This is a genomic window from Bradyrhizobium sp. YR681 (assembly GCF_000282615.1).
Lineage (GTDB): Bacteria > Pseudomonadota > Alphaproteobacteria > Rhizobiales > Xanthobacteraceae > Bradyrhizobium.
This window is the reverse complement of sequence record NZ_AKIY01000189.1, coordinates 17,792-43,478: the sequence shown is the minus strand read 5'-3', so window position 1 is coordinate 43,478 and position 25,687 is coordinate 17,792. Positions and strand designations below refer to the sequence as shown.

The window sequence follows — 25,687 nt, the reverse complement described above, 5'->3', positions numbered from 1 at the left end:
GTTCCCCGGCGGGGGAACCGGGGGTTGAGGCGATTGATGTGCTGGGACAGCCCCAATGAGGAAGAGCCCTCACCCGGCGCTCGCGCCGACCTCTCCCGCAGGCGGGAGAGGTGACCGGGCCCGGAGCGCAACCGGTTCAAGCCAGGCGTACTGCCTCGCTGCCTGCGAATCCTGCGGATGCCGTCGGGCTGCGGCTTGCGGGGTTGGACCCATTAAGGTTATCGCGGCATTAGGCCCTCGCCCCTAGGCTGGGGCCGTGGACCTGCCCGCGCCCGCGCGCGATACTAACCCTTTCTTAAGGCTGTCATTCCCGGCAGCCGCCCACGAGACGCGTGACAGCGAGACTTGAAGCCGGTCGGATGAACAGTTCGGATTTCCAGTTGCGAGGCGTGGGCGATCCCCGGCTGGCCGTGCACGCGACCTCGCAGCTGGCCACCTGGCTCTGGTCGATCGACGGCACGCGCGTGCTCTGGGCCAATCCGGTCGGCGCAAGACTGTTCGGCGCGGCGCATGCCGCAGCGCTCGCGGACCGGATCTTCGGCCCCGCCGACAGCCATCGCCGCCAGGTCGCCCGGCTCGCCCGCCAGCTGCCAGGCGGCGGCGCCGTCAGGCTCGAACGGCTGCGCGGCTTCGGCGCCCGGTTCGGCACGCTGATGACCTGCGCCTGCGCGCGGCTCGACTTTGCCGACGGCGGACAGGCAGTGCTGGTCACCGCGATGGACACCCATGCGCGCACCATGCCGCTGATGGAGCGGCTGCATCGCCTGGTCGACGGCGCCAAGGTGCCGATGGCGGCGTTCGCGCCCGACGGCATGTTCGCCGGCGCCAGCGAACCGGCCCGCGCCCTGCTCGGCTTCCGCGACCTCGGCGAGGCCGGCCTCGAACAGGCCCGCAGCGATGCACTGCGCGACGGCCGCGCCGAGACGCCTGTCGGCATCGGGCAGATGGTGCTGCAACGGGTCGGCTCCGGCGTGGATGTCGGCCTGATCGCGCTGATCGAGCCGGCGGTGCAGCAAGCGGCTGCGGCGGAGACCATGCCCGAGGCCGCAGAGCACACACCACAGCAAGTGGCGGTACAGCCTGCGCCTGAGAGCATCGCCGCCGCGCCTCCGGCCGCGGTGCCGGACCCGATGCGGGGCGCATCGCACGAGGCTCCGTCCGGCATCGCGATGTTCGATGCCTTTGCCGAGCCTGTCGAAACGCCCGCGCCGCCGATGGAGACGATCGCGCAGGAAGCACCCGTGAGCGAGCCGGCGGCGGAGATCGTCACGATCCAGGACGCCGTCGAGGACGCGGCCGAGGCGCCGGCCCGGGACACGGCCCCCGCAGCGGTCGAAGCCGCGCAAGAATCTCCGGTTGAAAACCTGGCCGAAGCCATCGTGCCGCCGCAGGCCGCGCCGATCACCTCAGACATGGCCGAGCCGCCGTCAGCAGAGCCGCCCGCACCGCGCCAGCATCCGCTGCGTTTCCTCTGGCAGATGGATGCGGAGGGCCGCTTCGTGCTCGCATCCAGCGAGCTCATCCGCCTGATGGGCGCGCACACCGCCTCAGGCTTCGGCCGCCCCTGGCGCGAGATCGCCGACGAATTTTCGCTCGATCCCGACGGGCGCGTGGCGCAGGCGCTGGCGAGCCACGACACCTGGGCCGGGATCACCGTGAACTGGCCGGCCGATGGCGGCGAGCATCTGCCGGTCGAGCTGGCGGGCCTGCCGGTCTACGACCAGATGCGCAACTTTGCGGGCTTCAAGGGATTTGGCGTCTGCCGCGATCTCGACGGCCTCAACCGGCTCGATGCGCTCCGCCGCTATGAGCTGTTCGTCGCGCCGCCCGCGCCGCAGGGCCTGTCCGCCGACGTCGTCGAACCGGAGCCCGAACCGAAGCCGGAGCCTGAAGCCGGGCCCGTGGCAGAGGCACCGCCTCCGCCGATCGAGCCGCCTGCATCCGAGCCCGAGCCGACACCCGAACCTGACCTGCCAAAACCCGCCGCCGAAGCGAATTCACACCCAACCGAGCCGGAAACGCCAGTGGAAACGCCTCCCAACGTCGTGCCGTTCCGCCCAGCCGGCGATGCAAGATCACCCGGCGATCAGAGATCGCCGACGCTGACGCCGGTCGAGAACAGCGCGTTCAACGAGCTTGCGCGGCAATTGTCCGAGCGGCTCGAACGCGAGCGCGAGACGATCGCAGCTGTTACGGACGAGCCGCCGGCCGCGGAGATCACGCCCGAGCCGCCGCCGTCCGAGCCAGAGCCCGCGCACGCGCCGGCGCAATGGCTGACCGAGCCCGCGCCGCCCGCGCAGGGCCACAGCCTGCGCGACCGCGCGCTGCTCGATCTCGTGCCATCGGGGATGCTGATCTACCGGCTCGACCGCCTGCTCTACGCCAACCCCGCCTTCCTCGCGCGCATGGGCTATGCCAGCCTTTCCGCGCTGGAGGATGCCGGCGGGCTCGATGCGCTCTATGTCGAAGCGGGCGTGTCGTCCGCCAGCAGCACGTCGCAGGCCGGAACGCCCGTGACGATCAGCGCGACGACCGCCAATGGCGACGCCCCGCTGCCGACGACCGAAGCCCATCTGCACACCATCGACTGGGACGGCGACAGCGCGCATGCGCTGATCTGCGCGCTGCCCAATCCTGCACCCGTCGTGGCCGCCCCCACGGTCGTCGCGCCGCCCGTCGTCGCCGAGCCGGTCGTCGCCGAATCCTTCCCCTTCGCGCCCGAGCTCGAGTCCCAGGCCGGCGATGCGGACGCGGAGGATCTCGCCGCGATCCTCGACACCACGGCCGAGGGCATCGTGATGTTCGATGCCGAAGGCAACATCCACGCCTGCAACCGCAGCGCCGAGGCGCTGTTCGGCTATGACGGCGAGGCCCTGATGCAGCAGAATCTGGTGACGCTGTTCGCGCCCGAGAGCCAGCATGTCGTCATCGACTATCTCGAGAACCTCAAGAGCCAGGACATTGCCAGCCTGCTCGACCACGGCCGCGAGGTGCTGGGACGCGAGAAGAAGGGTGGCGTGATTCCGCTCGCGATGATCATGGGCCGCACCCGGCCCGACGGCCCGAACTTCTTCGCCGTGTTCCGCGATCTCTCCCACGCGAAGAAGGACGAGAGCGAGCTGACCCAGGCGCGCCGCCTCGTCGACGGCGCCGCCAATGCCAAGGCCGACATGCTGGCGCGGATCAGCCACGAGATCCGCACGCCGCTCAACGCCATCATCGGCTTTGCCGAGGTGATGATCTCGGAACGTTTCGGCACGCTCGGCAACGAGCGCTATGGCGAATACATGAAGGACATCCGCGCCTCCGGCGAGCGCGTCATCGCCATCATCGACGATCTCTTGGAGCTGTCGCGGATCGAGACCGGCAAGCTCGACCTCACCTTCGCCAATCTCAACCTCAACGATTTGGTCGAGGCCTGCGTCGTGGTGATGCAGCCGCAGGCCAACCGCGAGCGCATCATCATCCGCACCTCGCTGGCGCATGCGCTGCCGCAGGTGACGGTGGACGCCCGCGCGATGCGGCAGATCACCATGAACCTGATCTCGAACTCGATCCGGCTCGCCAGCGCCGGCGGCCAGGTCATCGTCTCGACCGCGCTGTCCGATCGCGGCGAGGTCGCCTTGCGCATCCGCGACACCGGCCATGGCCTCAGCGAGCGCGAGGTCGCCGCCGCGATGGAGCCGTTCCGCACCCCGCCGCCCGGGGACGCCTCGGACAATTCGGCGCTCAGCCTGTCGCTGACCAAGGCGCTGGTCGAGGCCAACCGCGCCCGGTTCAACATCAAGAGCGGGGCGAATTCCGGCACGCTGATCGAAGTGGTGTTCGCGCCGGTGGTGGCGCGGGCGTAGCGCTGAGCGAGGTCGCGTCGGGACGCATTGGCGGCCATCGAGCTACGCTTGCATCCTGGCGCCGCATGCCGCGTGGCGGGCCTCGGTCCCGGAAAGCGCGCGGCCACATTGCAGCTTATTCCCAATTGGAACCGAAGGCGTCCTTGCGGCTTGAGCTGGGCGTACCTTCTTATTCCTGCTCGCCAATTTCATTGCCGCAGCACTCGCACCTCGCGTGATCTCGAATGTCCGAACGTCTGAAATCCGCGGCATCGAAGAAGACTCCGCTCAAGCGGAACGACGCGGTCCCGACTGCCGCCGAACGAAAGCCGCTGCCCACAGGCGCGGCTGCGCGCATGAACGCGCGGGTCGTGCTCGCCCTCGTCCTCGTCGCACTGGCGTTGTGGACGGCAGCGGGCTTTCTGCCGGCGTTGATCTGGGCAGCAATTCTCGCAACCTCGTTGTGGCCGCTCTACATCAAGTTTGCCACGCGCGTGAGCTCCAGCCCTTCCAGTCTGTCCGCGTTCGTCTTCACCCTCATGGTGGCGCTGATCCTGTTTACTCCCATGTCGCTTGCGATCTACCAGATCGCGCAGCAAGGCGATCTGCTCGTCGGCTGGTTGAAGAAGGCCGGGGAGAGCGGAATCGAAGTGCCTGACTGGCTTGCCCGCCTGCCGGTGGCTGCGGAGAGCGTGCAGCAATGGTGGCGCAGCAACCTTTCCGATCCCAAGGCCGCGACGGAATGGCTGAAATCCGTCAATGCGGACAACGCATCGGACCTGTTCCGCACGTTCGGCGGACAGCTGCTTCACCGTCTTTTCCTGCTGCTGTTCTCGCTGCTGGCCCTGTTCGTCCTGCTGCGCAACGGCCGGTCGATCGCGGATCGCATCCTGGAGACTTGCGATCGCCTTTTTGGAGAAGCGGGAGAGGGTCTCGCCGAGAAGATGGTCGACGCGACCCGCGGCACCGTGAACGGCACGGTGCTGGTCGCGGCGGGCGAAGGATTGCTGATCGGCGTCGGCTATCTCGTCGCGGGCGTGCCGAATGCCATTGTCTTCACAATTCTCACGACCGCCTTCGCGATGCTTCCGTTTGGCGCCTGGCTGGCTTTCACGGTTGCGGCGCTGGTGCTGATCTCGGGCGGCGGCAGCGGCATCGCAGCCGCCGGGGTCTTCTGCTGGGGCGCGATCGTCATGTTCGCCGGCGATCACTTCGTATGGCCGACCCTGGTCGGCGACTCGGCGCGGCTGCCGTTTCTCTTCGCGTTCGTCGGAATCTTTGGAGGCCTTGCTGCCTTTGGTTTGCTCGGTCTGTTTTTGGGGCCCGTGATCATGGCCGCCCTGCTGGTGGTCTGGCGCGAATGGATCTTCCGGCCGGTCCCCGAGACGGCAGCGTGAGTCAGCGCGCCGGCATTGGCGTGCCGATCGGGGCGCGGCCGCAAGCGGACGCGCCCGACCTCACGCCGCGCGCACAGTGTCCAGAAACCTGCTGACCTCGACCTTCAACCGGTTGCTGTCGTTCGACAGCGACTGCGCCGCCGACAGCACCTGCGACGACGCAGAACCCGTCTCGGTCGCGCCCTGGCGCACGCTGGCGATGTTGGCGCTGACCTGCGTGGTGCCGGCGGCCGCGTTCTGGACGTTGCGCGAGATCTCGGATGTAGCCGCGCCCTGCTCCTCCACCGCGGCGGCGATGGTCGAAGAAATCTCGGACAGGCGCTCGATGGTGCCGCCGATGGTCCTGATCGCACCGACGGAGTCCTCCGTCGCGCTCTGGATGCTGGAAATCTGCTGACCGATGTCGCCGGTCGCCTTCGCGGTCTGCTCGGCCAGCGCCTTCACTTCGGAGGCGACCACCGCAAAGCCGCGCCCGGCTTCGCCCGCGCGTGCGGCCTCGATGGTGGCGTTCAGCGCCAGCAGATTGGTCTGGCCCGCGATCGCGTTGATGAGCTCGACCACATCGCCGATGCGGGCGGCCGCCTTCGACAATTCGCCGACGCGGTCGTTGGTCTGCCCGGCCTGGCTGACGGCCTCGCCGGCCATGCGCGCGGAGGCCTGCACCTGGCGGCTGATCTCGTTGACGGACGCGGTCAGCTCTTCGGCCGCTGAGGCCACCGACTGCACGTTGGTCGCGGCCTCCTCGGAAGCCGCCTCGACCAGCGTGGCAAGCTCGGTCGAGCGGCCGGCGGTGGTCGTCAGCGACGTCGCGGACGCCTCGAGCTCGGTCGCAGCCGACGACACGGTTTCGACGATCTCGCCGATCGCGCCCTCGAAATCGTCGGCCATCCTGATCATGTCGGCGCGGCGGCGTTCGGCGGCGAGCTTGTCCTGCCGGATCTTCTCCTCCGCCTCTTCCTGTGCCTTGCGCTCGGCGTTGATCTTGAACGTCTCAACGGCCTGCGCGATCTCGCCGATCTCGTCGGGACGGCCGAGGCCCGGGAGCACGATGGCGAAATTGCCGTTGGCAAGCTCGATCATCGCCGCCCGCATCAAGGACAGCGGTTTTGACACGGAGCGGCCGATGAAGATGCCGAGGCCGAGCACGCCGGATGCGATCAGCGCGATCGCAACGCTGATCCAGAACTGGATGCTGGCGCGCTCGACATCGTTCAGCCGGTCGGCCTCGACACGGATGGCCTCGACCGCTTTCGAGACCTGCTCGATCACGGGCTCGACCGACGAGAACGCTTCCGACATGGCCTTCAATTCGGCCGCAAGCTTCAGCGCAGTCTCCATCCAGGCCGAAAAGTCGCGCTGGTAATCGGCGAGCTTCTGCTTCAGCTCGGCCTTCGCATTGTCGGGGATGGTCGCGGCGTCGAGGACGCCTGCAAATTCTGCCGCGCGCTTCTTCATGTCATCGCCGTATCTGGCGTCGCGGCGCAGCATGAAATCCTTCTCATGCCGGCGCATCATCAGCATGATGACCTTGAGCTGCGCATTCTGGAGTTGGTCGACCTGGCTCTCGATGCCATGGACCGAGGCACGCAGGCGGCCTTCGAGACCGGACTTTTCGTCGAGGCCCAGCTTCTGCCGTTCATCGACCACCGCGGCGAAACGTGCCTGATAGGTCTTCAGCGAGGCGTTCATCGCGTCGATATTCAGGGCCAGCTCCGGCTTGCCGAGCGCGGCGACCTTGCCGCGCAGCGTCTCGATGTCGAGCCCGGCCTGCCTGCCGATCTCGGCCTGGCGCTGCGCCTTGCTCGCGTCACTGCGCAGCAAAAAATCCTTCTCGGCGCGGCGCGCTTCGAGCAGCTCGACCGCGATCCTGTTGTTCAGCTCGAACACGGTTCGCGCGTCTTCGGCCGCATCGCGATAGACGCCCATCGCACGCTCGCCATAGAGATGGATGCCGCCGATCAGGACGACGCCGATGACGCCAATAACGCCGATCGCAGTGATCTTGTGAGTGAGCCTGAGGGAGAAGAGCCGCATCATGGTGCCGGATTTGGTTGGTGACCGATACGGTATATGAAGCCCTAACCCGTCAAACCTTCCGTTAACTTGCGGGCACGTATTAGTACGTGCATTTCCGACAATACTCGCCATTGTGCACTGTGGCGTGCACTAGACGCCTCAGGAACACGGCGCATGTGGCTCGGCCGCCGGCTATCGCTTCCGCCGCGCCGCCGCCAGCGTCTGCGACGGCAGTTCGCCGATCACCTGCCGGTACTCGGAGGCAAAACGGCCGGCATTGCGGAAGCCGCATTTGAAGGCCACGGACAACACGCAGGTGTGCTGATCCGGCCGCCGCAGCAATTCTGCGGCCTTTCGCAAGCGGACCAGCCTGGCAAACAGCCCCGGCGAGCCCCGCCCCGATTCCGCGAACTCCCGGAACACCGTCCGGACGCTGACATCCGCGATGGCAGCGATCGCCTCCAGATCGAGCGGCTGATCCCAATGGGCTTCGATATAGGCTTCGACGATGTCGACCACCGACCGGTTGGCGCGGGGCGGTGCGTCGTGCAGACGCTGACTGAAATTGTGCCGATGAGCCAGAAGCAGCCGGACCATCAGGCTCCGCTCGAGTTCGGCGATCGCCGTCGGCGAATAATTCCGCCCGAACCTGTCCAGCTCTTCGGCGAACCTGAGCACATCCTGCCGAACGAAGCTCATCGCGGCCGGGTCCGGATCGACCTCGACAAGGTTCAGCCTGGTGTCGGAATGATCTCCGATGATGCTTTTCAGCAAGCGCTCCAGGGCGCCGGTATCAATCCTGACCACCAGCTGGCGATACCCTGCCGGAAAATCGAGATCCAGTCGCGCGTCGCCCGCAATCATCGGGCTCCATCCGGCGATCGGCCGGCTCGCGGACTTCGCCCGGAAGCTGGCGATCCCTTCGACGGCGAAGAACTGCCGGATGACGTCGGATTCCGGAAACGACAACGATGCCGCGCCGGCGTATGAGCAGTAGGCCAACCCGATCGAGGTGAGGCCCGCGAGGTTGGCATCGACGCCGAAATCGGTATCGCGGCTGTCAAATCGATCGGCGCCATAAATTCTAAAAAGATGATCGCGCGCGACCTCGATGTCGCACGCGCGAAACAACGGATATCGATCAAGGTACGAGACGTCGCGCAAATCAGCCCTCCGTTCCGGAGTCTAGCCCGGAGCACCGGTCAAGCCACCATTCAGAGGTTGCACGGACCGCGCGGTCCGCGCCAACGCGCCGAATAGCCGCATCTGTCCGCCGGAAGACGCGCGAGCCTCGTGCGATCTACCCAATATGGGGAGGCGGGTGCTGCGCCTTTTGCTGAAATCTGCTCCGCGCAACTACGGATCCGACCGCAGCGGCAGCACGTCTCGATCGCGGATTGCTGAATTCCGATAGCGATCTTAGCCTGCCTTTCAATCATCGGCGGCCTGCACCCCACCCGCGCACCGGCATGCGGTGCAACTCTCGTCGTCAGGTTAACGGCAGCGACGGAAAGCGGCTGTTGTGTCTTTGATCGGACAAACAAACTGATAATTTGATTCAGATACCTCTGCCGGCAGTTCGGCGGCGCTGACGGGGATTGCAGCGGCGAGCGTCGAAGAAACACGGCAATCGACAGAACGAAGAGGTAAACGACATGTTTGGCCGCAGGGCAAACGGCGACGCGAAAGCCATGATCGAGGCGGTCGGCCGTTCGCAAGCCATGATCGAATTCGCCATGGATGGAACGATCGTCACCGCCAACGAGAATTTCCTCAAAACTCTCGGCTATTCGATCGACGAGATTCGCGGCAAGCACCACTCCATGTTCGTGCCGGCCGACGCGCGCGACGGCGCAGAGTACAAGGCATTCTGGGCGGCGCTCAATCGCGGTGAGTTTCAGGCCGCCGAGTTCAAGCGCATCGCCAAGGGCGGTCACGAGATCTGGATCGAAGCGTCCTACAATCCGGTGATCGGCAGCGACGGCATCCCGGTCAAGGTGGTGAAGATCGCAACCGAGATTACCGCGAAGAAGCTCCGCGGCATGGCCGATGCGTCGAAACTCGCCGCGATCAACCGTGCGCAGGCCATGATCGAGTTCAAGCTGGACGGCACGATCGTCGATGCGAACGAGAACTTCTGCAAGGCGCTCGGCTATTCGCTCGTCGAGATCCAGGGCAAGCATCACAGCATATTCATGCCGCATGGCGATCGCGAGGGTGCGGCGTACGGCGAATTCTGGGCGGCGCTGAACCGCGGCGAATACCAGGCCGGCGAGTTCAAGCGCATCGGCAAGGGCGGCCGCGAGGTCTGGATCCTCGCCTCCTACAATCCCGTGATGGACGACACCGGCAAGCCGATCGGCGTGGTGAAGTTCGCAACCGACGTCACCGAGCAGAAGCTCGTGAATGCCGACCTGGCGGGCCAGATCGATGCCATCGGCAAATCGCAGGCGGTGATCGAGTTCAACATGGACGGCACGATCATCGCCGCCAACGAGAACTTCCTCAATGCGCTCGGCTATTCCCTGGCCGAGATCAAGGGCAAGCACCACAGCATGTTCGTCGAACCGTCGGAGCGCGACGGCGTCGCCTATCGCGAATTCTGGGCGGCGCTCAACCGCGGCCAGTACCAGGCCGCCGAGTACAAGCGCATCGGCAAGGGCGGCAGGGAAGTCTATATCCAGGCCTCCTACAATCCCATCCACGACCTCAACGGCAAGCCGTTCAAGGTCGTGAAGTATGCCACCGACGTGACCCGCCAGGTGCTGGTCCGCATGGGGAACGAGCGGGTTCGCGGCATGATGGAGTCGGTCGCCGCCGGTTCGGAGGAGCTCAACGCCTCGGTGCGGGAGATCTCCGAGGCCATGACCAAGTCGCGCGAGACCGCGATGAGCGCTGTGGATCAGGTCGCGACCGCCGATGCGCAGGCGCAACGCCTGACCGAGGCGGCGCAGGCCATGAGCGGCATCGTCGAGTTGATCAACAACATCACCGGCCAGATCAACCTGCTCGCGCTGAACGCAACGATCGAATCCGCCCGTGCCGGCGAAGCCGGCCGCGGCTTTGCCGTGGTCGCATCCGAAGTGAAGAGCCTCGCCAACCAGGCCAAGCAGGCGACCGACAAGATCGGCGCCGAGATCAGCAGCCTCAACGGCATCTCCGGCGATGTGGTCACTGCGCTGAATTCGATCAAGCAGGCGATCAACAATGTCAGCGAATACGTGACATCGACGGCCGCCGCCATCGAGGAACAGAGCACGGTCACGAACGAGATGTCGAACAGCATGCAGCGCGCCGCGGCGGAAGCGACAGCCATTGCGAACCGGGCCTGAACGCCTGAACGAAAAAGGCACGGCGCTTGCGGCGCCGTGCCTTTCCCATTTCCGTGGTCCGGATCGGCCTGGCCCGGATCAGCTGTAGATCTCGAACAGGCCGGCGCCGCCCTGGCCGCCGCCGATGCACATGGTCACGACGCCCCACTTGGCCTTGCGGCGCGCACCTTCCTGGAGGAGGTGGCCGGTGAGACGGGCGCCGGTCATGCCGAAGGGATGGCCGATCGCGATCGAGCCGCCGTTGACGTTGTACTTGGCGGGATCGATGCCGAGCTTGTCGCGCGAGTAGAGGCACTGGCTGGCGAAGGCCTCGTTGAGCTCCCACAGATCGATGTCGTTGATCTTCAGGCCGGTGCGCTTGAGCAGCTTCGGGATCGCGAACACCGGGCCGATGCCCATCTCGTCGGGCTCGCAGCCGGCGGTCGCCCAGGCCACGAAGCGGCCGAGCGGCTTGAGGCCGCGCTTCTCGGCATCCTTGGCTTCCATCAGCACCACAGCGGCGGCGCCGTCGGAGAGCTGGCTGGCATTGCCGGCGGTGACGAACTTGCCGGGGCCCTTCACCGGCTCGAGCTTTGCCAATCCTTCCAGCGTGGTTTCAGGACGATTGCATTCGTCGCGGTCGACGACGTAATCGACGATCGACTCGGCCTTGGTCGCCTTGTCGACCACCTTCATCTTCGTCTTCATCGGGACGATCTCGTCCTTGTACTTGCCCGCCTGCTGCGACGCCGCCATGCGGCGCTGCGATTCCAGCGAGAACTCGTCCTGGTATTCGCGGCTGAGCTTGTAGCGCTCGGCGACGATGTCGGCGGTGTCGATCATCGCCATGAAGATGTCGGGGGCGACCTTGAGCAGTTCAGGGTCGATCGATTCCTTCGGCGTGCCGCCGCCCGGCATCGAGATGCTCTCGACGCCGCCGGCGACGATGCAGTCGGCGCCGTCCGAGCGGATCGAGTTGGCGGCCATCGCGATGGTCTGGAGCCCCGAGGAGCAGAAGCGGTTCACCGAGACGCCGGCAGTGGTCTTCGGCAGGCCGGCGAGCAGCGCGGCCTGGCGGCCGATGTTCGGCGCGCCATGGGCGCAATTGCCGAGATAGCAATCCTCGACATAGTCCTTCTCGACGCCGGAGCGCTCGACCGCGTGCTTGATCGCGTGCGCGGCCAGCGACATCGGCGGGGTGATGTTGAACCCGCCGCGGCCGGACTTGGCCAGGCCCGTGCGCGCATAGGAAACGATGACGGCTTCACGCATTGTTTTCTCCCTTTTCGAACGATTGGTACGGAGGCGTCCTGGTCGCCATTGGTACACAAAGTTTGGCAGCCGCGGGAGAAAATAAAGCGCCGCGCTGCATCAACAAAATCGCCGCCCTCGCGAAGAGGGCGGCGTTGTTCCGCATGTCGGAATATATGATGAGCGTCATTCCGCGGTGCGCGAGCGGCGCTCTTCTCCGCTCAGAACGTCAGGGCCTTGACCTGCTTGACCTGCGGCAGGGCCTGCACCTTGGCGAGCACGTCGGCCGGCACCGCGCCGTCGACCTCGATCAGCGCGATGGCATCGGAGCCCGGCGCGACGCGGCCGAGATGGAAGGTCGCGATATTGATCTTGGCGTCGCCGAGCAGGCTTGCGAACTTGCCGATGAAGCCCGGCTTGTCCTCGTTGGTCACGTAGATCATCGACTTGCCGAACTCGGCATCGACGCGGATGCCCTTGATGTCGACGAGGCGCGGCTTGCCGTCGGCATAGACGGTGCCCGAGACCGACCGCTCCTGCCGCTCGGTGGTGACCGTGACGGTGATCAGGCTCTCATAGTCACTCTGGGCGGCGCGGACGATCTCGTCCACCACCATGCCGCGCTCCTTGGCGACGACGGGCGCAGACACCACGTTGACCTCGCCCAGCATCGGCCGCAGCAGGCCCGACAGCACGGCCGAGGTGATCGCCTTGATCTTCATCTCGGCGACGTGGCCCTCATAGGTGATCTCGACCTTGAGGATGCCGCTCTCGGTGAGCTGGCCGGCGAACGAGCCGAGCTTCTCGGCGAGTGCGATGAACGGCTTCAGCTTCGGCGCTTCTTCCGCTGTGATCGAGGGGAAGTTGACAGCGTTCGAGATCGCGCCGGTGAGCAGATAATCCGACATCTGTTCGGCGACCTGGAGCGCGACGTTCTCCTGCGCTTCCGTGGTGGAGGCGCCGAGATGCGGCGTGCAGATCACGTTGGGATGGCCGAACAGCACGTTCGAATTGGCGGGCTCCTCGACGAAGACGTCGAAGGCGGCGCCGGCGATGTGCTTGGAGTTGAGCGCGTCGACCACGGCCTGCTCGTCGACGAGACCGCCGCGGGCGCAGTTGATCAGGCGCACGCCCTTCTTCATCTTGGCGATCGCGGATGCGTCGATGATGTTCCTGGTTTTCTCGGTCAGCGGCGTATGCAGCGTGATGAAGTCGGCGCGCTTGAGCAGGTCCTCGAGCTCGACCTTCTCGACGCCGATGTCCTTGGCGCGCTCCGGCGACAGGAACGGATCGAACGCCACCACCTTCATGCGCAGGCCGAGCGCGCGGTCGGCGACGATCGAGCCGATGTTGCCGCAGCCGACGACGCCGAGCACCTTGCCGGTGATCTCGACGCCCATGAAACGGTTCTTCTCCCACTTGCCGGCCTGGGTCGAGGCGTCGGCCTGCGGGATCTCGCGCGCCAGCGCCAGCATCAGGGTGATGGCGTGCTCGGCGGTCGTGATCGAATTGCCGAACGGCGTGTTCATCACGATGATGCCCTTGGCCGTGGCGGCGGGGATCTCGACATTGTCGACGCCGATGCCGGCGCGGCCGATCACCTTGAGGTTGGTCGCCTTCTCCAGGATTTTTGCGGTCGCCTTGGTCGCCGAGCGGATCGCAAGGCCGTCGTAATTGCCGATGATCTCGGCGAGCTTGTCCTTGTCCTTGCCGAGGTTGGGCTGGAAGTCGACCTCGACGCCGCGGTCCTTGAATATCTGCACGGCGGCGGGCGAGAGCGCGTCGGAAATGAGAACTTTGGGTTTGGTCATCTGAACGTTTCCTGCTCCCTCCCTGAAAAGGGAGGGTCGGCGCTTCAGCGCCGGGATGGGATGAAACTATCGATGTGAATTTCGAGTGCGCCGTGTGGAGAGATCACCCCACCCCGCCGCACCTGACGGTGCGTCGACCCTCCCCGTTCAGGGGAGGGTCGGAACATCACGCGGCCTTGGCGAGCGTGGCCTTGGTCTCGGCGAAGGCCCAGTCGATCCACTGCGTCAGCAGCTCGACATCCCTGGCCTCGACGGTGGCGCCGCACCAGATGCGCAGGCCCGCCGGCGCATCGCGGTAGTATGCGAAGTCGTAGCCGGCGCCTTCTTTCTCGATCAGCGCAACCAGCTTCTTGGAGAAGTCGGCCTGTGCGTCGTCCGAAAGCGAGGTGATCGCGGGATCGGTGAACTTCAGGCAGACCGAGGTGTTGGAGCGGATCGCGACGTCCTTGGCCAGGAAGTCGATCCAGGGCGTCTTCGCCTTCCAGTCGGCCAGCACCTTGGTGTTGGCGTCGGCGCGCGCGATCAGCGCCTTGAGGCCGCCGATCGACTTGGCCCAGTTCAGCGCATCGAGATAATCCTCGACGCAGAGCATCGACGGCGTGTTGATGGTCTCGCCGACGAAGATGCCCTCGTTGATCTTGCCGCCCTTGGTCATGCGGAAGATCTTCGGCAGCGGCCAGGCCGGCTTGTAGGTCTCGAGCCGCTCCACCGCGCGGGGGCTGAGGATCAGCATGCCATGCGCGGCTTCGCCGCCGAGCGCCTTCTGCCAGGAGAAGGTGACGACATCGAGTTTTGCAAAATCGAGCGGCTGCGCGAACGCTGCCGAGGTCGCGTCACAGATCGTTAGCCCTTCGCGGTCGGCCGCGATCCAGTCGGCGTTGGGCACGCGCACGCCTGACGTGGTGCCGTTCCAGGTGAAGATGACGTCGCTCTTGGGATCGACCTTGGAGAGGTCGGGGATCTCACCATAGGCCGCGTTGAGCTTGGTGACGTCCTTGAGCTTCAATTCCTTGACGATGTCGCTGACCCAGCCCTCGCCGAAGGATTCCCAGGCGAGCGTGGTGACGGGCCGTGCACCGAGCAATGACCACAGCGCCATCTCGACCGCGCCGGTATCCGACGCCGGCACGATGCCGATGCGATAATCGGCGGGCACTTCAAGCACTTCGCGCGTCAGATCGATCGCGAGCTTCAGCTTGGTCTTGCCGACCTTCGCGCGATGCGAGCGGCCGAGCGCAGCGTCCTTGAGATTTTGGGCGTTCCAGCCGGGGCGCTTGGCGCAGGGGCCGGAGGAGAAATGCGGCACGTTGGGCCGCGAAGCGGGCTTCGCTACAGTCATGATCTACCCTTCCAGATAGTAAGCCTCCCGTTGGGGGGAGGTGTCCCGCCGCGGCTGATACGGGAAACGGGAAGAGTCGTCAAGGAAGTTCCGGCGCCTCACGGTGGAGTGAAGGTGCGTCCGGCGCGATTTCCGGGGATTGAACGCTCGGAAGCGCATTCAGCAAGTCCGTGGCATCGCTGATCAATTGCGCGGCACGGCGGCGGCTGCCGACTTTCAAAATGCACTTGTCATTGGCCTGCACAACGTAGTCGTTGCCGACCTTGATCATGGAATAGCTTGTCATCGAAATCCCCGAACCGACCGAGCCCGGTTTCAGACGCTGGCGTAGCACCGTTCGTTCCCGCTTCAACGTGAACGACGGAGGGGTAGTTTACCCACTCTTAATATGAACGAACGCGCGATCCGATTTCGCTGATCGCGCAACGCGCGCGAGACGCTGCCTCAAAAGCGGACAGTCATGCCGACATGACTCGCTGTGAATCCAAGCCGCTTGTAGAAGCGCTGGGCATCGACGCGCGTCTGATGCGTCAACAGTTCGACCAAATTGCAGCCGCGCGCTTTCGCTTCCGTCACCGCCCATTGCACCAACTGCTCGCCGATGCCGCGGCTGCGACAATCGGAAGCAACGCGCACGTCCTCGAGCAGGCCGCGACTGCCGCCTTGCGAGCTGATGCCCGACAGCACCGCGAGTTGCAGGCAACCGACCACCCTGCCCTCGCTCTCGGCGACGACGAGCGTGAGATTCGGATCGCGCTCGACCCGCGCGAATGCCTCGTAATAGGACGCCGGCAGCGGATCCTCCACCCGCTCGCGCGCGCCCCCGAGATGATCGTCGGCGAGCATTGCGATCATTGCAGGGACGTCCTCGCGGCGCGCGGGGCGGATCGACACGGACTTGTCGTTCATACGGAAACTCCAGGAATCGGCGCCAGGCTCAGCGCGCCGGCGGCAGACCGAGAAAGGTCTCGGCCTCGCCGATCCAGCGCCGAATGGCCGCGTAGCGGCCGAGATCGAAGCCGCCTTCATGCGCAAGGCGCGTATAGGCGAGCAGCGAGACGTCGGCGAGCGAGACCGCATCGCCCGCGAAGAAGCGGCTGGCCGCCAGATGCTGCTCCATGCGGTCGAGCGCCGCATAGCCGCGCTTGACCTTCTCAGGATCGAGCTCGGATGCGTCCTTGCCGAGATACACCATCTGGAAGCGGCACACCGCGACATAGGGCTCGTGGCTGTATTGTTCCCAGAACAGCCATTCGTCCATCTTGGCCGCGATGAAGGCATCGCGCGGAACGAGCGCGCTGTCGCGGGCGAGATAGCGGATGATGGCGTTGGACTGCGCCAGCGTGCGGCCGTCGTCGAAGGCCACGGTCGGCACCTGGCCGGCGCCGTTCATCGCCAGAAATTGCGGCGTGCGTGTCTCGCCCTTGCTTGTGTCGATCTCGATCCACCGGTAAGGCAGCGCGAGCGTGTCGCAGACCCACTTCACCTTGAGACAATTGCCGGAATTGCTGTCGCCGTAGATCTGCATCGCCGCCGCCCCCTATTGGAGCGACAGAGCATCAGGGCTGGCCGGCGCTGTCAATCGGCGCCATGCACGCAGGTCAGAACTTGTAGCCGACCCCGGCGCGGACGGTGTTCACGTTCGATTCGATGTCCGCCGTCACCCGCTGGTATTCGTATTCGGCGCGGAGAAACAGGCCGCCGACCACCATGACGTCGATGCCGAGACCGGCGGAATATCCATAGACCAGCTTGCTCTTGGTCGCGAACGTCGTCGGCGTCTGCAAAGACCCCGCCGAGGCGTAAGCGTAGCGATCGACGGTCTGGCTGCCGACGACGCCGCCGATGAAGGCGTAGGGCAGGAAGCACCCCCAGGCATAGGCGGCGCGCGCGCGCAGCGATCCGAAGTCCGACAGGCCGACGACCGCGGCCGACCCGGTGGTGGCAATGACCTGATTGGCGTTGTTGTATGTCAGCCCGGCCGAGCTCGACATCGACTTGAAGCCGCTGTGAATATAGTTCGCCTCGATACCGAGCACGACATCGTCCCACTGCCCGTTGTATCCGGCAAACGCGCCGTAACCGGCGGCGCTGCTCTGCGCGGCTGCGAGCGGCTGCCAGTTGTAGCTCGGGCCAGGCGTGACGAAGGTCGACTGCAAATCGCTGTTGATGGAAGAGGAGATCTTCGACGTCACCGTGCCGTAGTCGCCCTGGCCGCCGACATAGTAGCCTTGCCAGTTCGGCCGCGCACTGGTCAGGCCGTCGGTGAAGCTGCCGCGCAGGAACGGCAGATCGGGCATGTCGGCCGCGTGCGCGGCAGACACCGTCCCCAACATCACCGCCGCCAGCAAAAGCCTACGCATCGCAACGCTCCATCGAACTCGAACTTTCAATGCTGATCATGGCTCGTTAACCTTAACCAATGGTTGCGTCGGGGCCTGTCGTCGCCGCCAGCAATGAAAAATACGCAAAGCAAAACGGCGCGGGATGATCCCGCGCCGTTAAGAAGTCTTAAGCGATCGGGCGAACGATCAGCCCTTGGTGACGAGCGGCGGCGGCATGTAGGCCGGCGGGCTGTTGAGATCCCAGCGCACGCCGAGCTTGATGTCGTGCGAGGTGATTTCCTTGACCTTGATCGAGGTCGGGCCCGAAGCGCTGTTGTCGAACAGGCGGTAGTTGCCGGGCGCCCCGTCGCCGAGATTCATGTAGCTGTAGGCGAGTTCGACGGTGAACCCGGGATTGACCTTGTAGGCGAGACCGGCGTGGGCGGCCCAGGCGAAGTTCCACTTTCCGTTGTCGGCGAAGTAGGCGACGCTGTTGGACAGCACGCCGCCGCTGTAGGACACGCCGTCGTCGCGGAAGCCGCTGATCTTGTTGTAGGAGCCACCGACACCGGCGCCGACGAACGGGGTGATGCACCACCAGGTGCCGAGGTCGACGTAGGCGTTGGCCATCACGACCCACTCGGACTTGCTGCCGGTGTAGTTGTTGACGCCGACGAAGCCGGGTCCAACGACGTTGTCGCTGCCGTGCAGATTGGACTTGCCACGGTACTGACCGATCACGTCCGCGCGGAACCAGTTGTTGAAGCGATAGCCGACGCCGAGATCGAACAGCGCCGCAGAGTCGAAGCCGAGGCCTTCCGTCGTCTTCGAATACCCGGCCGGCAGCGCGCCATCGATGCGCTTGGCGCTCTGGTTGGTCATGCCGACGTCGCCGCGGAGATACCAGCCGCCGAAGTCGGCGGGCGGTGCCGGCGGCGCGTACATCGGAGGGGGCGCCGCGATCGGCATATCGGCGGCGAACGCCATCGACGAGATCAGGGTTGCCGCACCCGCGGCAAGGAGAGACTTAACGCTACGCATTGGCTTCGTCCTTTTGGCCGGTGAGGCAAATACACAGGCCCCACGTTCTGGAAACTCACGGCCGGACGATCGCACCAAATGTTTAAGCGCCACTTAACCCTAATTTTTAAGGTTGATTTTTTCTGACCCCACACGCGCGTGCGCCGCAAGCGTTGCAAAAATGCGGCAGGTGCGCGCCGCAATTGCTAACGATTGATGAAGCCGCAATGCAGCGACGGACGATTTGTTAACGAACGTGCCGCGGCAGCTTCGGCAGGAACACCGCCAGCAGGCCGATCGCCGGCAGGTAGGCGCAGACCTGATAGACGAACTCGATCGAGGTGTGATCGGCGAGCTTGCCGAGCACGGCCGCACCGAGGCCGCCGATGCCGAAGGCAACGCCGAAGAATACGCCGGAGATCATGCCGAAGCGGTGCGGCACAAGCTCCTGCGCGAACACGATGATCGACGACGTCGTCGAGGAGATGATCAGGCCGATGATGACCGACAGCACCGCGCTCGCATAGAGCCCGGCATAGGGCAGCGCCAGCGTGAACGGCAGCGCGCCGAGGATCGAGATCCAGATCACGATCTTGCGTCCGAAGCGATCCCCGAGCGGTCCGCCGAGAAATGCGCCAACCGCGTTCGCCGCGAGGAAGATGAAGAGATACATCTGCGCGGCCTGCGTCGACACGCCGAAACGGTCGATCAGATAGAAGATGTAGTAGCTCGACAGGCTCGAGACGTAGAGCTGCTTCGAGAACAGCAGCGCGACGAGCACGAGGAGCGCGACGGCAACGCGGCGCGAGCTCGGCGCGTCTGGATGGGCCTGAACCGCTACCGTCTTCTTCGCCTTGATCTGCGGTTCATACCAGCGGCCGATGCGCCAGAGAATGACGATGGCCAAGAACGCGATCGACGAGAACCAGGCGATGCTGCCCTGCCCGAACGGCACCACAATCAGCGCGGCGAGCACCGGCCCCATCGAGGTGCCAAAGCTGCCGCCGAGCTGGAACACCGATTGCGCAAAGCCGTAGCGGCCGCCGGAAGCGAGCCGCGCGATGCGCGCGGACTCCGGATGGAACACCGCCGAGCCAAGACCGACCAGCGCGGCCGCGACGAGAATGACGAGATATTGGTGCGCAGCGCTGAGCAGCAACAGCCCGAAGAAGGTCGAGGCCATCCCGATCGACAGCGAGTAAGGCTGCGCCTTCTTGTCGGTGTAATGGCCGACCACCGGCTGGAGCAGCGAGGCCGTGAACTGGAACGCCAGCGTGATCATGCCGATCTGCGCGAAGTCGAGCGCGTAGGTGTCCTTCAGGATCGGATACACCGAGGCGATCAGCGACTGCATGGTGTCGTTGAGGAAGTGCGAGAAGCTGATGCCGGCGAGCACGACATAGGCCGGCCCCGCGGCCCTGGCGGCAGCGGCAGGCGCGACGTCGCTGACGACGACGGGCTCGGTCAGCGTTTCCTCAGAGACGACGACAGGCTTGTTCAAGGCAGCATCCCGGCGCGGCAGATTGCCGCGATCCGCTAATTACGATGCAGACGGCGGTGGAACCACCGCCAATCGCAAATGGCTGGGATGCGTGGGCTTATTTCGCTGCGCCGCCGTAGCCCGGATGGAGCGAAGCGCAATCCGGGGCCTCATAGCCCGTTGCACGAATCCCGGATTTCGCTGCGCTCCATCCGGGCTACGATCGTGCCTTACGCCGCCGCCTGTCCGAGCGCGGAGACGATGGTGTCGACCACGTCCTCGACGAGGATGCGGTCCTCGCCCTCGCCCATGACGCGGATCACGGGCTCGGTGCCCGACGAGCGGATCAGCAGGCGGCCGTGACCGTTGAGGCGCTTCTCGCCGTCGGAGATGGCCGACTTGACGTCGGAATCGTCGAGCGGCTTGCCGCCCTTGTGGCGGACATTCTTGAGGATCTGCGGCAGCGGGTCGAAGCGGTGGCAGACTTCCGACACCGGCCGGCGCGACTTCTGCACCACCGCCAGCACCTGCAAGGCCGCGACAAAACCGTCACCGGTGGTGGCGTAGTCGGACAGGATGATGTGGCCGGACTGCTCGCCGCCGAGATTGTAGCCGCCGCCCAGCATCTGCTCGAGCACGTAACGGTCGCCGACAGGCGTGCGCACGAGGTCAAGCCCCTGCCCCTTGAGGAAGCGCTCCAGCCCGAGATTGGACATGACGGTGGCGACGATGCCGGGACGCGACAGGCGTCCGTCTTCCTTCCAGCTCTGCGCGATCACCGCGAGCAGCTGGTCGCCGTCGACGACGTGGCCGCGCTCGTCGACCAGGATGACACGGTCGGCGTCGCCGTCGAGCGCAATGCCGATGTCGGCGCGCATCTCGCGCACCTTCCGCGACAGCGCTTCCGGCGAGGTCGAGCCGCAATCCTTGTTGATGTTGAAGCCGTCGGGCTCGACGCCGATCGGCACGACGTCGGCGCCCAGCTCCCACAGCGCTTCCGGCACCACCTTGTAGGCGGCGCCATTGGCGCAATCGATCACGACGCGCAGGCCGTCGAGCGAGAGGTCGCGCGGCAGCGTGCGCTTGGCGAATTCGATGTAGCGGTCATGCACGCCGTCGATGCGGCGGGCGCGGCCGAGGCTCGCGCTCTGTGCCAGCCGCTTCTCGATCGGCTCGTCGAGCAGCTGCTCGATCTGCTTCTCGACGTCGTCGGAGAGCTTGAAGCCCTGCGGGCCGAACAGCTTGATGCCGTTGTCCTCGAACAGATTGTGCGAAGCCGAGATCATCACGCCGAGATCGGCGCGCATCGACTTGGTCAGCATCGCGACCGCCGGCGTCGGCATCGGGCCGACCAGCAGCACGTCCATGCCGACCGAGGTGAAGCCGGCGACCATGGCGTATTCGATCATGTAGCCGGACAGGCGGGTGTCCTTGCCGATCACGACCCGGTGGCGGTGGTCACCGCGCTGAAACGCAAGGCCCGCGGCCTGGCCGACCTTGAGCGCGAGCTCCGGCGTGATCAGTCCGTTGGCGCGGCCCCGAATCCCGTCCGTCCCGAAATATTTGCGGCTCATATCGTCCCCCAACGCAACAACCAGGAATCCCCGCGACAACCTCCGGATGCCCGAGCGGGCCCCGCATCCCTGATTTGCTGAGGTCTTATAAAGCCTGCGCGGCTAACTTGGCTTCAAAAAATATGATGAATCATTACGGAACCGGAGCCGGCCTAGCTCCGGTAACTTATTGTTAACATTATATTTCCGGCTGAGACGCCGGGAGCGGCGCGGAACCCGGCCTCAGGTTGAGCGCTTCACATGGCCGTCGGCGCGGCTCGGCGCCGGCTGGGTGACGTTGACCGGATCGGAGCCCGGAAAGGTCTCTTCCAGGCCCTCTTCGAGGGCGTCCTCGAGGTCCTTCTTCTCCTTGATCTCTTCCGGTGTCGGCTGTCCCTGCGGTTTGCTCATGGCGCCCTCTTCTCAAACGATTTGGCTGTGCATCCAACCATGCTAGATGACCCCTCGATCTTCCGATGCAAGACTCTTGTCCGACAAGCTTCTTGCAAGACTTCCGAGACAAGACGGGCCGGGGAACGTTCATGAAGCACATCACCTGTATCGACGATCTTCGCACATTGCATCAGCGCCGCGTGCCGAAGGCGTTCTTCGACTATTGCGACCGCGGCTCCTATGCCGAGGAGACGCTGCGCGCCAATCGCGACGACATGCAGAACATCAAGTTCCGCCAGCGCATCCTGGTCGACGTTTCCAAGCGCGACACCTCGACCACGATTTTGGGCGAGCCCTCGACCATGCCGCTGATGCTGGCGCCCGTCGGCCTGCTCGGCATGCAGCACGGCGACGGCGAGATCCACGCCTGCCGCGCCGCGCAGGCCGCCGGCATCCCGTTCACGCAATCGACGATGTCGATCTGCTCGATCGAGGACATCGCCGCCAATGTCGAGAAGCCGTTCTGGTTCCAGCTCTACGTCATGAAGGACCGCGGCTTCATCAAGGCGCTGATCGAGCGCGCCATCGCGGCGAAATGCTCGGCGCTGGTGCTGACCGTCGACCTGCAGGTGATCGGCCAGCGTCACCAGGACATCAAGAACGGCATGACGGTGCCGCCGGAATGGTCGCTGTCGAAGCTGATCGATTTCGCCACCAAGCCGGCCTGGGTGTCGGGCGTGCTGCAGGGCAAGCGCCGCACCTTCGGCAATCTCGCAGGTCATCTCAAGGTCAGCGACGACATCACCTCGCTCTCGACCTGGATCAATTCGCAGTTCGACACCTCGCTGAACTGGAGCGACATCGACTGGATCCGCTCGATCTGGCCGGGCAAGCTGGTCCTGAAGGGCATTCTCGACGTCGAGGACGCCGAACTCGCCGCGAAGACCGGCGCGCAGGCGATCGTGGTCTCCAACCATGGCGGCCGTCAGCTCGACGGCGCGCCGTCCTCGATCGAGGTGCTGCCGGAGATCGTCGACGCGGTCGGTGACAAGATGGAGATGATGTTCGACGGCGGCATCCGCTCCGGCCAGGACGTGATGCGCGCGCTCGCGCTCGGCGCAAAGTCCTGCATGATCGGCCGCGCCTATGCCTATGGGCTAGGTGCTGGCGGCCAGGCCGGTGTCGCCAAGGCGATCGAGATCATCCAGAAGGAGCTGCTCACGACCATGGGCCTGTGCGGCGTCAACAGGATCGACGAGATCGACGATCAGATCATTGCGGTGTGAGGTGCCCTAACCTCTCCCCGCTCTTAACTGCCGTAGGGTGGGCAAAGCGACGCGTGCCCACCAATTTCGCGAAACGCGAGAGAAGACGTGGGCACGGCGCTTCGCGCCTTTGCCCACCCTACAATACTGGGCATGACGGACGTTCGTTGCGCCAAATTCCACCGTCGTCCCGGGGCGCGTGCAGCGCGAGCCCGGGACCCATAACCACAGGCAGGCGTGGTTACGGGGACTCGGAGTGACCTGCTGCGCGCAACAATTTCTCCCTGTGGTTATGGGTCCCGGATCTGCGCTTCGCTTGTCCGGGACGACAGCGGGAATGTAGCGACAGCTCCAACCTCACATCGGCGGCGTGATGCCGTCGCGGCCGACGTTGACCCGGTTCGCCTCCAGCGAGCCGTCTTCCTTCTTCGCCGCGCCGAAAATGATCAGCTTGGCGCCGGGCTTGATCTCGGACTTGTCGCTGGCGATGAAGGTGACGATCGGGGTGTCCGGCGGCACCACGACTTTCTTCTCGCCGTCCTTGTACTTCACCGTGATGTTCTGGCCGTCGGTGCCCTTCACCGTCTGCGCCACGGTGGCGTTGGTCATGGTCGAGTTGGCGCGGGCATCCCAGGGGCGAAAACCTTCGGCGGCGCCGCGCTGGTTCTCCGGGAAGATGTGCACGGCAATCGCCTTCTGGGTGCCGTCGGGCTCGGGCATGCCGGTGACGCCGATATAGGAGCCATCCTTGATCTCCGACAGCGAGGTCTTGACCACGGCGAACACCGCGACATTGTCGGTCATGTTGACCTTTACGTCGGTGCCCTCGCGGGTCTTGATGGCGAGCGTGTTGCCGTCCACGCTCTCGATGGTGCCGCGGATGCGGACCGTCGGCGCCTGCTGGGCAGAGGCGATCGAAGCAAGGGCAACGGCGAACAGCGCCGCAAGCAAAGGCGATTTCGACATGATGTTTCTCCGGGGGAGTTGGCTGCGCAGGAACAAACACCGAGCCTGACCGCGTATTCCGGCAGTCCGTAGCCCGGATGGAGGGAAGCGCAATGAGGGAAGGTCGTACCGCGTCCCCCGGATTTCGCTGCGCTCCATCCGGGCTACGAAATGTGGTCACATCGGCGGGGTCAGGCCGTCGCGTCCGACGCTGATGCGATTGGTCTCGAACGAGCCGTCCGGCAATTGCTTCATGAAGGCGATGACCTTGGCGCCGGCCTTGAGGTCGGATTTGTCACCGGGGACGAAGGTCACCACCGGCGTGTCGTCGGGGACGAACACCTTCTTCTCGCCGTCCTTGTACTTGACCAGCAGCGTATGGCCGTCATTGCCGACCACGCTCTCCGACACCGTGGCGTTGGTCATGCTCGAGTTCGGCTTGAGGTCATAGGGGCGCGAGCCCTCGCCGGTGCCGCGCATGTTTTCGGGAAACACATGGACCTCGACGGCGCTGTCGCCGCCGTCAGGACCCGGCACGGTGGTGGCGCCGACGAAGGAGCCGACCTTGATGTCGGCGAGTGAAATTTTGGTAATGCCGGCGACCCGCACGTCGGACGCGATGTGCAGCTTGACGTCCTCGCCGCTGCGCGACTTGACCTGCATCGTGTCGCCGTTGACGCTCTCGATCGTACCGCGCACCCGCGTCGGCACCGGCGCCTTTTGCGCGACGGCACAGAGGGTGGAAGCGGCCACCATCGCGACGGCGACGAGCGGGCGTGTGAAAGTGGCGCGTTGAATGGTCATGACGGTCTCCGGTTGTCCCACGGAGATAGAACGCCGAAGGCCGCGCACTATTCTCTCAAGTCTTTGTGAGATCGGCCTCGACCAGCGCGCGCAGCTCGGCAGTGACCTCGGGCCTTTGTCCGAACCACAGCTCGAAGCCGCGCACCGCCTGGTACAGCAGCATGCCGAGCCCGTCGGCGGTCTTCAGGCCGCGCGCCGTTGCTGCCGCCAGCAGCGGCGTCACCAGGGGCACGTAGACGAGATCGGCGATGACCGCACCGTCCGGCAGGCGCGCCACGTCAACATCGAGTGAAGGCTGGCCGTGCATGCCGAGCGAGGTTGTGTTCACGAGAAGTTTTGCGCGCGGCAGCACGTCATTTATGGCGTCCCACGTCACGGGATGCACGTTCGGCCCGAACTGCCTTGCAAGGATCTCGGCCCGCGCGATGGTGCGGTTGACGAGATGGATGCGCTTGATGCCGCGTTCGAGCAGGCCGAACAGGACAGCGCGGGACGAGCCACCGGCGCCGAGCACCAGCGCCTCTTCGGCGTCGTCCCAGCCGGGCGCGCTGGCATCGAGATTGCCGACAAAACCTTCGACGTCGGTGTTGGTCGCGTGCAGCTCGCCGTCCGCGAACCACAGCGTGTTGGCGGCGCCCACGGCCCTGGCGCGCGCATCGGGCGTCGACAGCTCCAGCACGCCTTCCTTGTGCGGAATGGTGACGTTGGCGCCGACGAAGCCGCGCAGCGACAGCCGCAACACGAAATCCCTGAGATCATCGGGCGGCACCGCTTCGATGACATAGCCGCCCTCGATCCCGAGCGTGCGCAGCCAGTAATGATGGATCAGCGGCGAGCGCGAATGCGCTGCCGGCCATCCGATCAGACAGGCTGCGGGCATCTTGGGCGCGGTCATCTTCCCCCCGGGGCGTGTAACGTTGCAGGCGATCCATTTCGCGTCCCGCCGGC

The 25,687-nt window shown here is 65.2% G+C and carries 20 protein-coding genes; 4 read left to right on the top strand and 16 right to left on the bottom strand.

The window, feature by feature from the left end; translation table 11 throughout:
* Positions 1 to 359: 359 nt before the first annotated feature.
* Both PMI42_RS15900 and PMI42_RS15895 read left to right on the top strand, forming a co-directional pair.
* The gene (locus PMI42_RS15900) at positions 360 to 3,851 is read left to right on the top strand and encodes a PAS domain-containing sensor histidine kinase (protein WP_008135830.1); all 3,492 of its coding nucleotides are present in this window, start codon (positions 360 to 362) and stop codon (positions 3,849 to 3,851) included.
* Positions 3,852 to 4,075: 224 nt separating this feature from the next.
* Positions 4,076 to 5,227, top strand: coding sequence for an AI-2E family transporter (locus tag PMI42_RS15895; RefSeq protein ID WP_008135828.1), 1,152 nt, complete (start codon positions 4,076 to 4,078; stop codon positions 5,225 to 5,227).
* Positions 5,228 to 5,287: 60 nt separating this feature from the next.
* Here PMI42_RS15895 and PMI42_RS15890 read toward each other — a convergent pair whose 3' ends face one another.
* Together PMI42_RS15890 and PMI42_RS15885 are read right to left on the bottom strand one after the other, a co-directional pair.
* Complete coding sequence (locus PMI42_RS15890) at positions 5,288 to 7,264, bottom strand: methyl-accepting chemotaxis protein (RefSeq protein WP_008135826.1); 1,977 nt, start codon at positions 7,262 to 7,264, stop codon at positions 5,288 to 5,290.
* Positions 7,265 to 7,435: 171 nt separating this feature from the next.
* The gene (locus PMI42_RS15885; RefSeq protein WP_008135825.1) at positions 7,436 to 8,407 is read right to left on the bottom strand and encodes a helix-turn-helix transcriptional regulator; all 972 of its coding nucleotides are present in this window, start codon (positions 8,405 to 8,407) and stop codon (positions 7,436 to 7,438) included.
* Positions 8,408 to 8,898: 491 nt separating this feature from the next.
* Here PMI42_RS15885 and PMI42_RS15880 point away from each other — a divergent pair, with 491 nt between their 5' ends.
* Positions 8,899 to 10,575 (top strand): methyl-accepting chemotaxis protein, encoded by a 1,677-nt coding sequence (locus PMI42_RS15880; protein ID WP_008135824.1) that lies wholly within the window; start codon positions 8,899 to 8,901, stop codon positions 10,573 to 10,575.
* Positions 10,576 to 10,653: 78 nt separating this feature from the next.
* On the opposite strand, the gene PMI42_RS15875 is transcribed toward PMI42_RS15880, so the two are convergent.
* From PMI42_RS15875 to PMI42_RS40060, 11 genes are all read right to left on the bottom strand, one after another.
* The gene (locus PMI42_RS15875; RefSeq protein ID WP_008135823.1) at positions 10,654 to 11,826 is read right to left on the bottom strand and encodes a thiolase family protein; all 1,173 of its coding nucleotides are present in this window, start codon (positions 11,824 to 11,826) and stop codon (positions 10,654 to 10,656) included.
* Positions 11,827 to 12,026: 200 nt separating this feature from the next.
* Positions 12,027 to 13,616 (bottom strand): phosphoglycerate dehydrogenase, encoded by a 1,590-nt coding sequence (gene serA / locus PMI42_RS15870; protein ID WP_008135822.1) that lies wholly within the window; start codon positions 13,614 to 13,616, stop codon positions 12,027 to 12,029.
* A 166-nt stretch (positions 13,617 to 13,782) separates the two neighbouring features.
* The gene (locus PMI42_RS15865) at positions 13,783 to 14,955 is read right to left on the bottom strand and encodes a phosphoserine transaminase (RefSeq protein WP_008135820.1); all 1,173 of its coding nucleotides are present in this window, start codon (positions 14,953 to 14,955) and stop codon (positions 13,783 to 13,785) included.
* A gap of 79 nt (positions 14,956 to 15,034) precedes the next feature.
* A complete protein-coding gene (locus tag PMI42_RS15860; RefSeq protein WP_008135817.1) occupies positions 15,035 to 15,241 on the bottom strand; it encodes a hypothetical protein in 207 nt (68 codons plus the stop codon).
* A 158-nt stretch (positions 15,242 to 15,399) separates the two neighbouring features.
* Positions 15,400 to 15,864, bottom strand: coding sequence for a GNAT family N-acetyltransferase (locus tag PMI42_RS15855; protein ID WP_008135816.1), 465 nt, complete (start codon positions 15,862 to 15,864; stop codon positions 15,400 to 15,402).
* 28 nt (positions 15,865 to 15,892) lie between these two features.
* Entirely contained in the window at positions 15,893 to 16,483 is a 591-nt protein-coding gene (locus PMI42_RS15850; RefSeq protein ID WP_008135814.1) for a glutathione S-transferase family protein, read from the bottom strand.
* 73 nt (positions 16,484 to 16,556) lie between these two features.
* The gene (locus tag PMI42_RS15845) at positions 16,557 to 17,318 is read right to left on the bottom strand and encodes an outer membrane protein (protein ID WP_008135813.1); all 762 of its coding nucleotides are present in this window, start codon (positions 17,316 to 17,318) and stop codon (positions 16,557 to 16,559) included.
* A 168-nt stretch (positions 17,319 to 17,486) separates the two neighbouring features.
* A complete protein-coding gene (locus PMI42_RS15840) occupies positions 17,487 to 18,320 on the bottom strand; it encodes an outer membrane protein (RefSeq protein ID WP_008135812.1) in 834 nt (277 codons plus the stop codon).
* Between the two features lie 226 nt (positions 18,321 to 18,546).
* Entirely contained in the window at positions 18,547 to 19,800 is a 1,254-nt protein-coding gene (locus PMI42_RS15835) for an MFS transporter (protein ID WP_008135809.1), read from the bottom strand.
* Between the two features lie 209 nt (positions 19,801 to 20,009).
* Positions 20,010 to 21,353, bottom strand: coding sequence for a phosphoglucosamine mutase (gene glmM / locus PMI42_RS15830; protein WP_008135806.1), 1,344 nt, complete (start codon positions 21,351 to 21,353; stop codon positions 20,010 to 20,012).
* Positions 21,354 to 21,575: 222 nt separating this feature from the next.
* The gene (locus PMI42_RS40060) at positions 21,576 to 21,743 is read right to left on the bottom strand and encodes a hypothetical protein (RefSeq protein ID WP_008135804.1); all 168 of its coding nucleotides are present in this window, start codon (positions 21,741 to 21,743) and stop codon (positions 21,576 to 21,578) included.
* A gap of 131 nt (positions 21,744 to 21,874) precedes the next feature.
* Between PMI42_RS40060 and PMI42_RS15825 the strand changes: the two genes are divergently transcribed.
* Positions 21,875 to 23,011, top strand: coding sequence for an alpha-hydroxy acid oxidase (locus PMI42_RS15825; protein WP_008135802.1), 1,137 nt, complete (start codon positions 21,875 to 21,877; stop codon positions 23,009 to 23,011).
* A gap of 336 nt (positions 23,012 to 23,347) precedes the next feature.
* On the opposite strand, the gene PMI42_RS15820 is transcribed toward PMI42_RS15825, so the two are convergent.
* The 3 genes from PMI42_RS15820 to PMI42_RS15810 all read right to left on the bottom strand — a co-directional run bounded on the left by PMI42_RS15820 (position 23,348) and on the right by PMI42_RS15810 (position 25,634).
* Complete coding sequence (locus PMI42_RS15820; RefSeq protein WP_008135801.1) at positions 23,348 to 23,956, bottom strand: single stranded DNA-binding domain-containing protein; 609 nt, start codon at positions 23,954 to 23,956, stop codon at positions 23,348 to 23,350.
* A 156-nt stretch (positions 23,957 to 24,112) separates the two neighbouring features.
* Positions 24,113 to 24,739 (bottom strand): hypothetical protein, encoded by a 627-nt coding sequence (locus tag PMI42_RS15815; RefSeq protein WP_008135800.1) that lies wholly within the window; start codon positions 24,737 to 24,739, stop codon positions 24,113 to 24,115.
* A 55-nt stretch (positions 24,740 to 24,794) separates the two neighbouring features.
* Entirely contained in the window at positions 24,795 to 25,634 is an 840-nt protein-coding gene (locus tag PMI42_RS15810) for a shikimate dehydrogenase (protein WP_008135798.1), read from the bottom strand.
* Between the last annotated feature and the right edge of the window lie 53 nt (positions 25,635 to 25,687).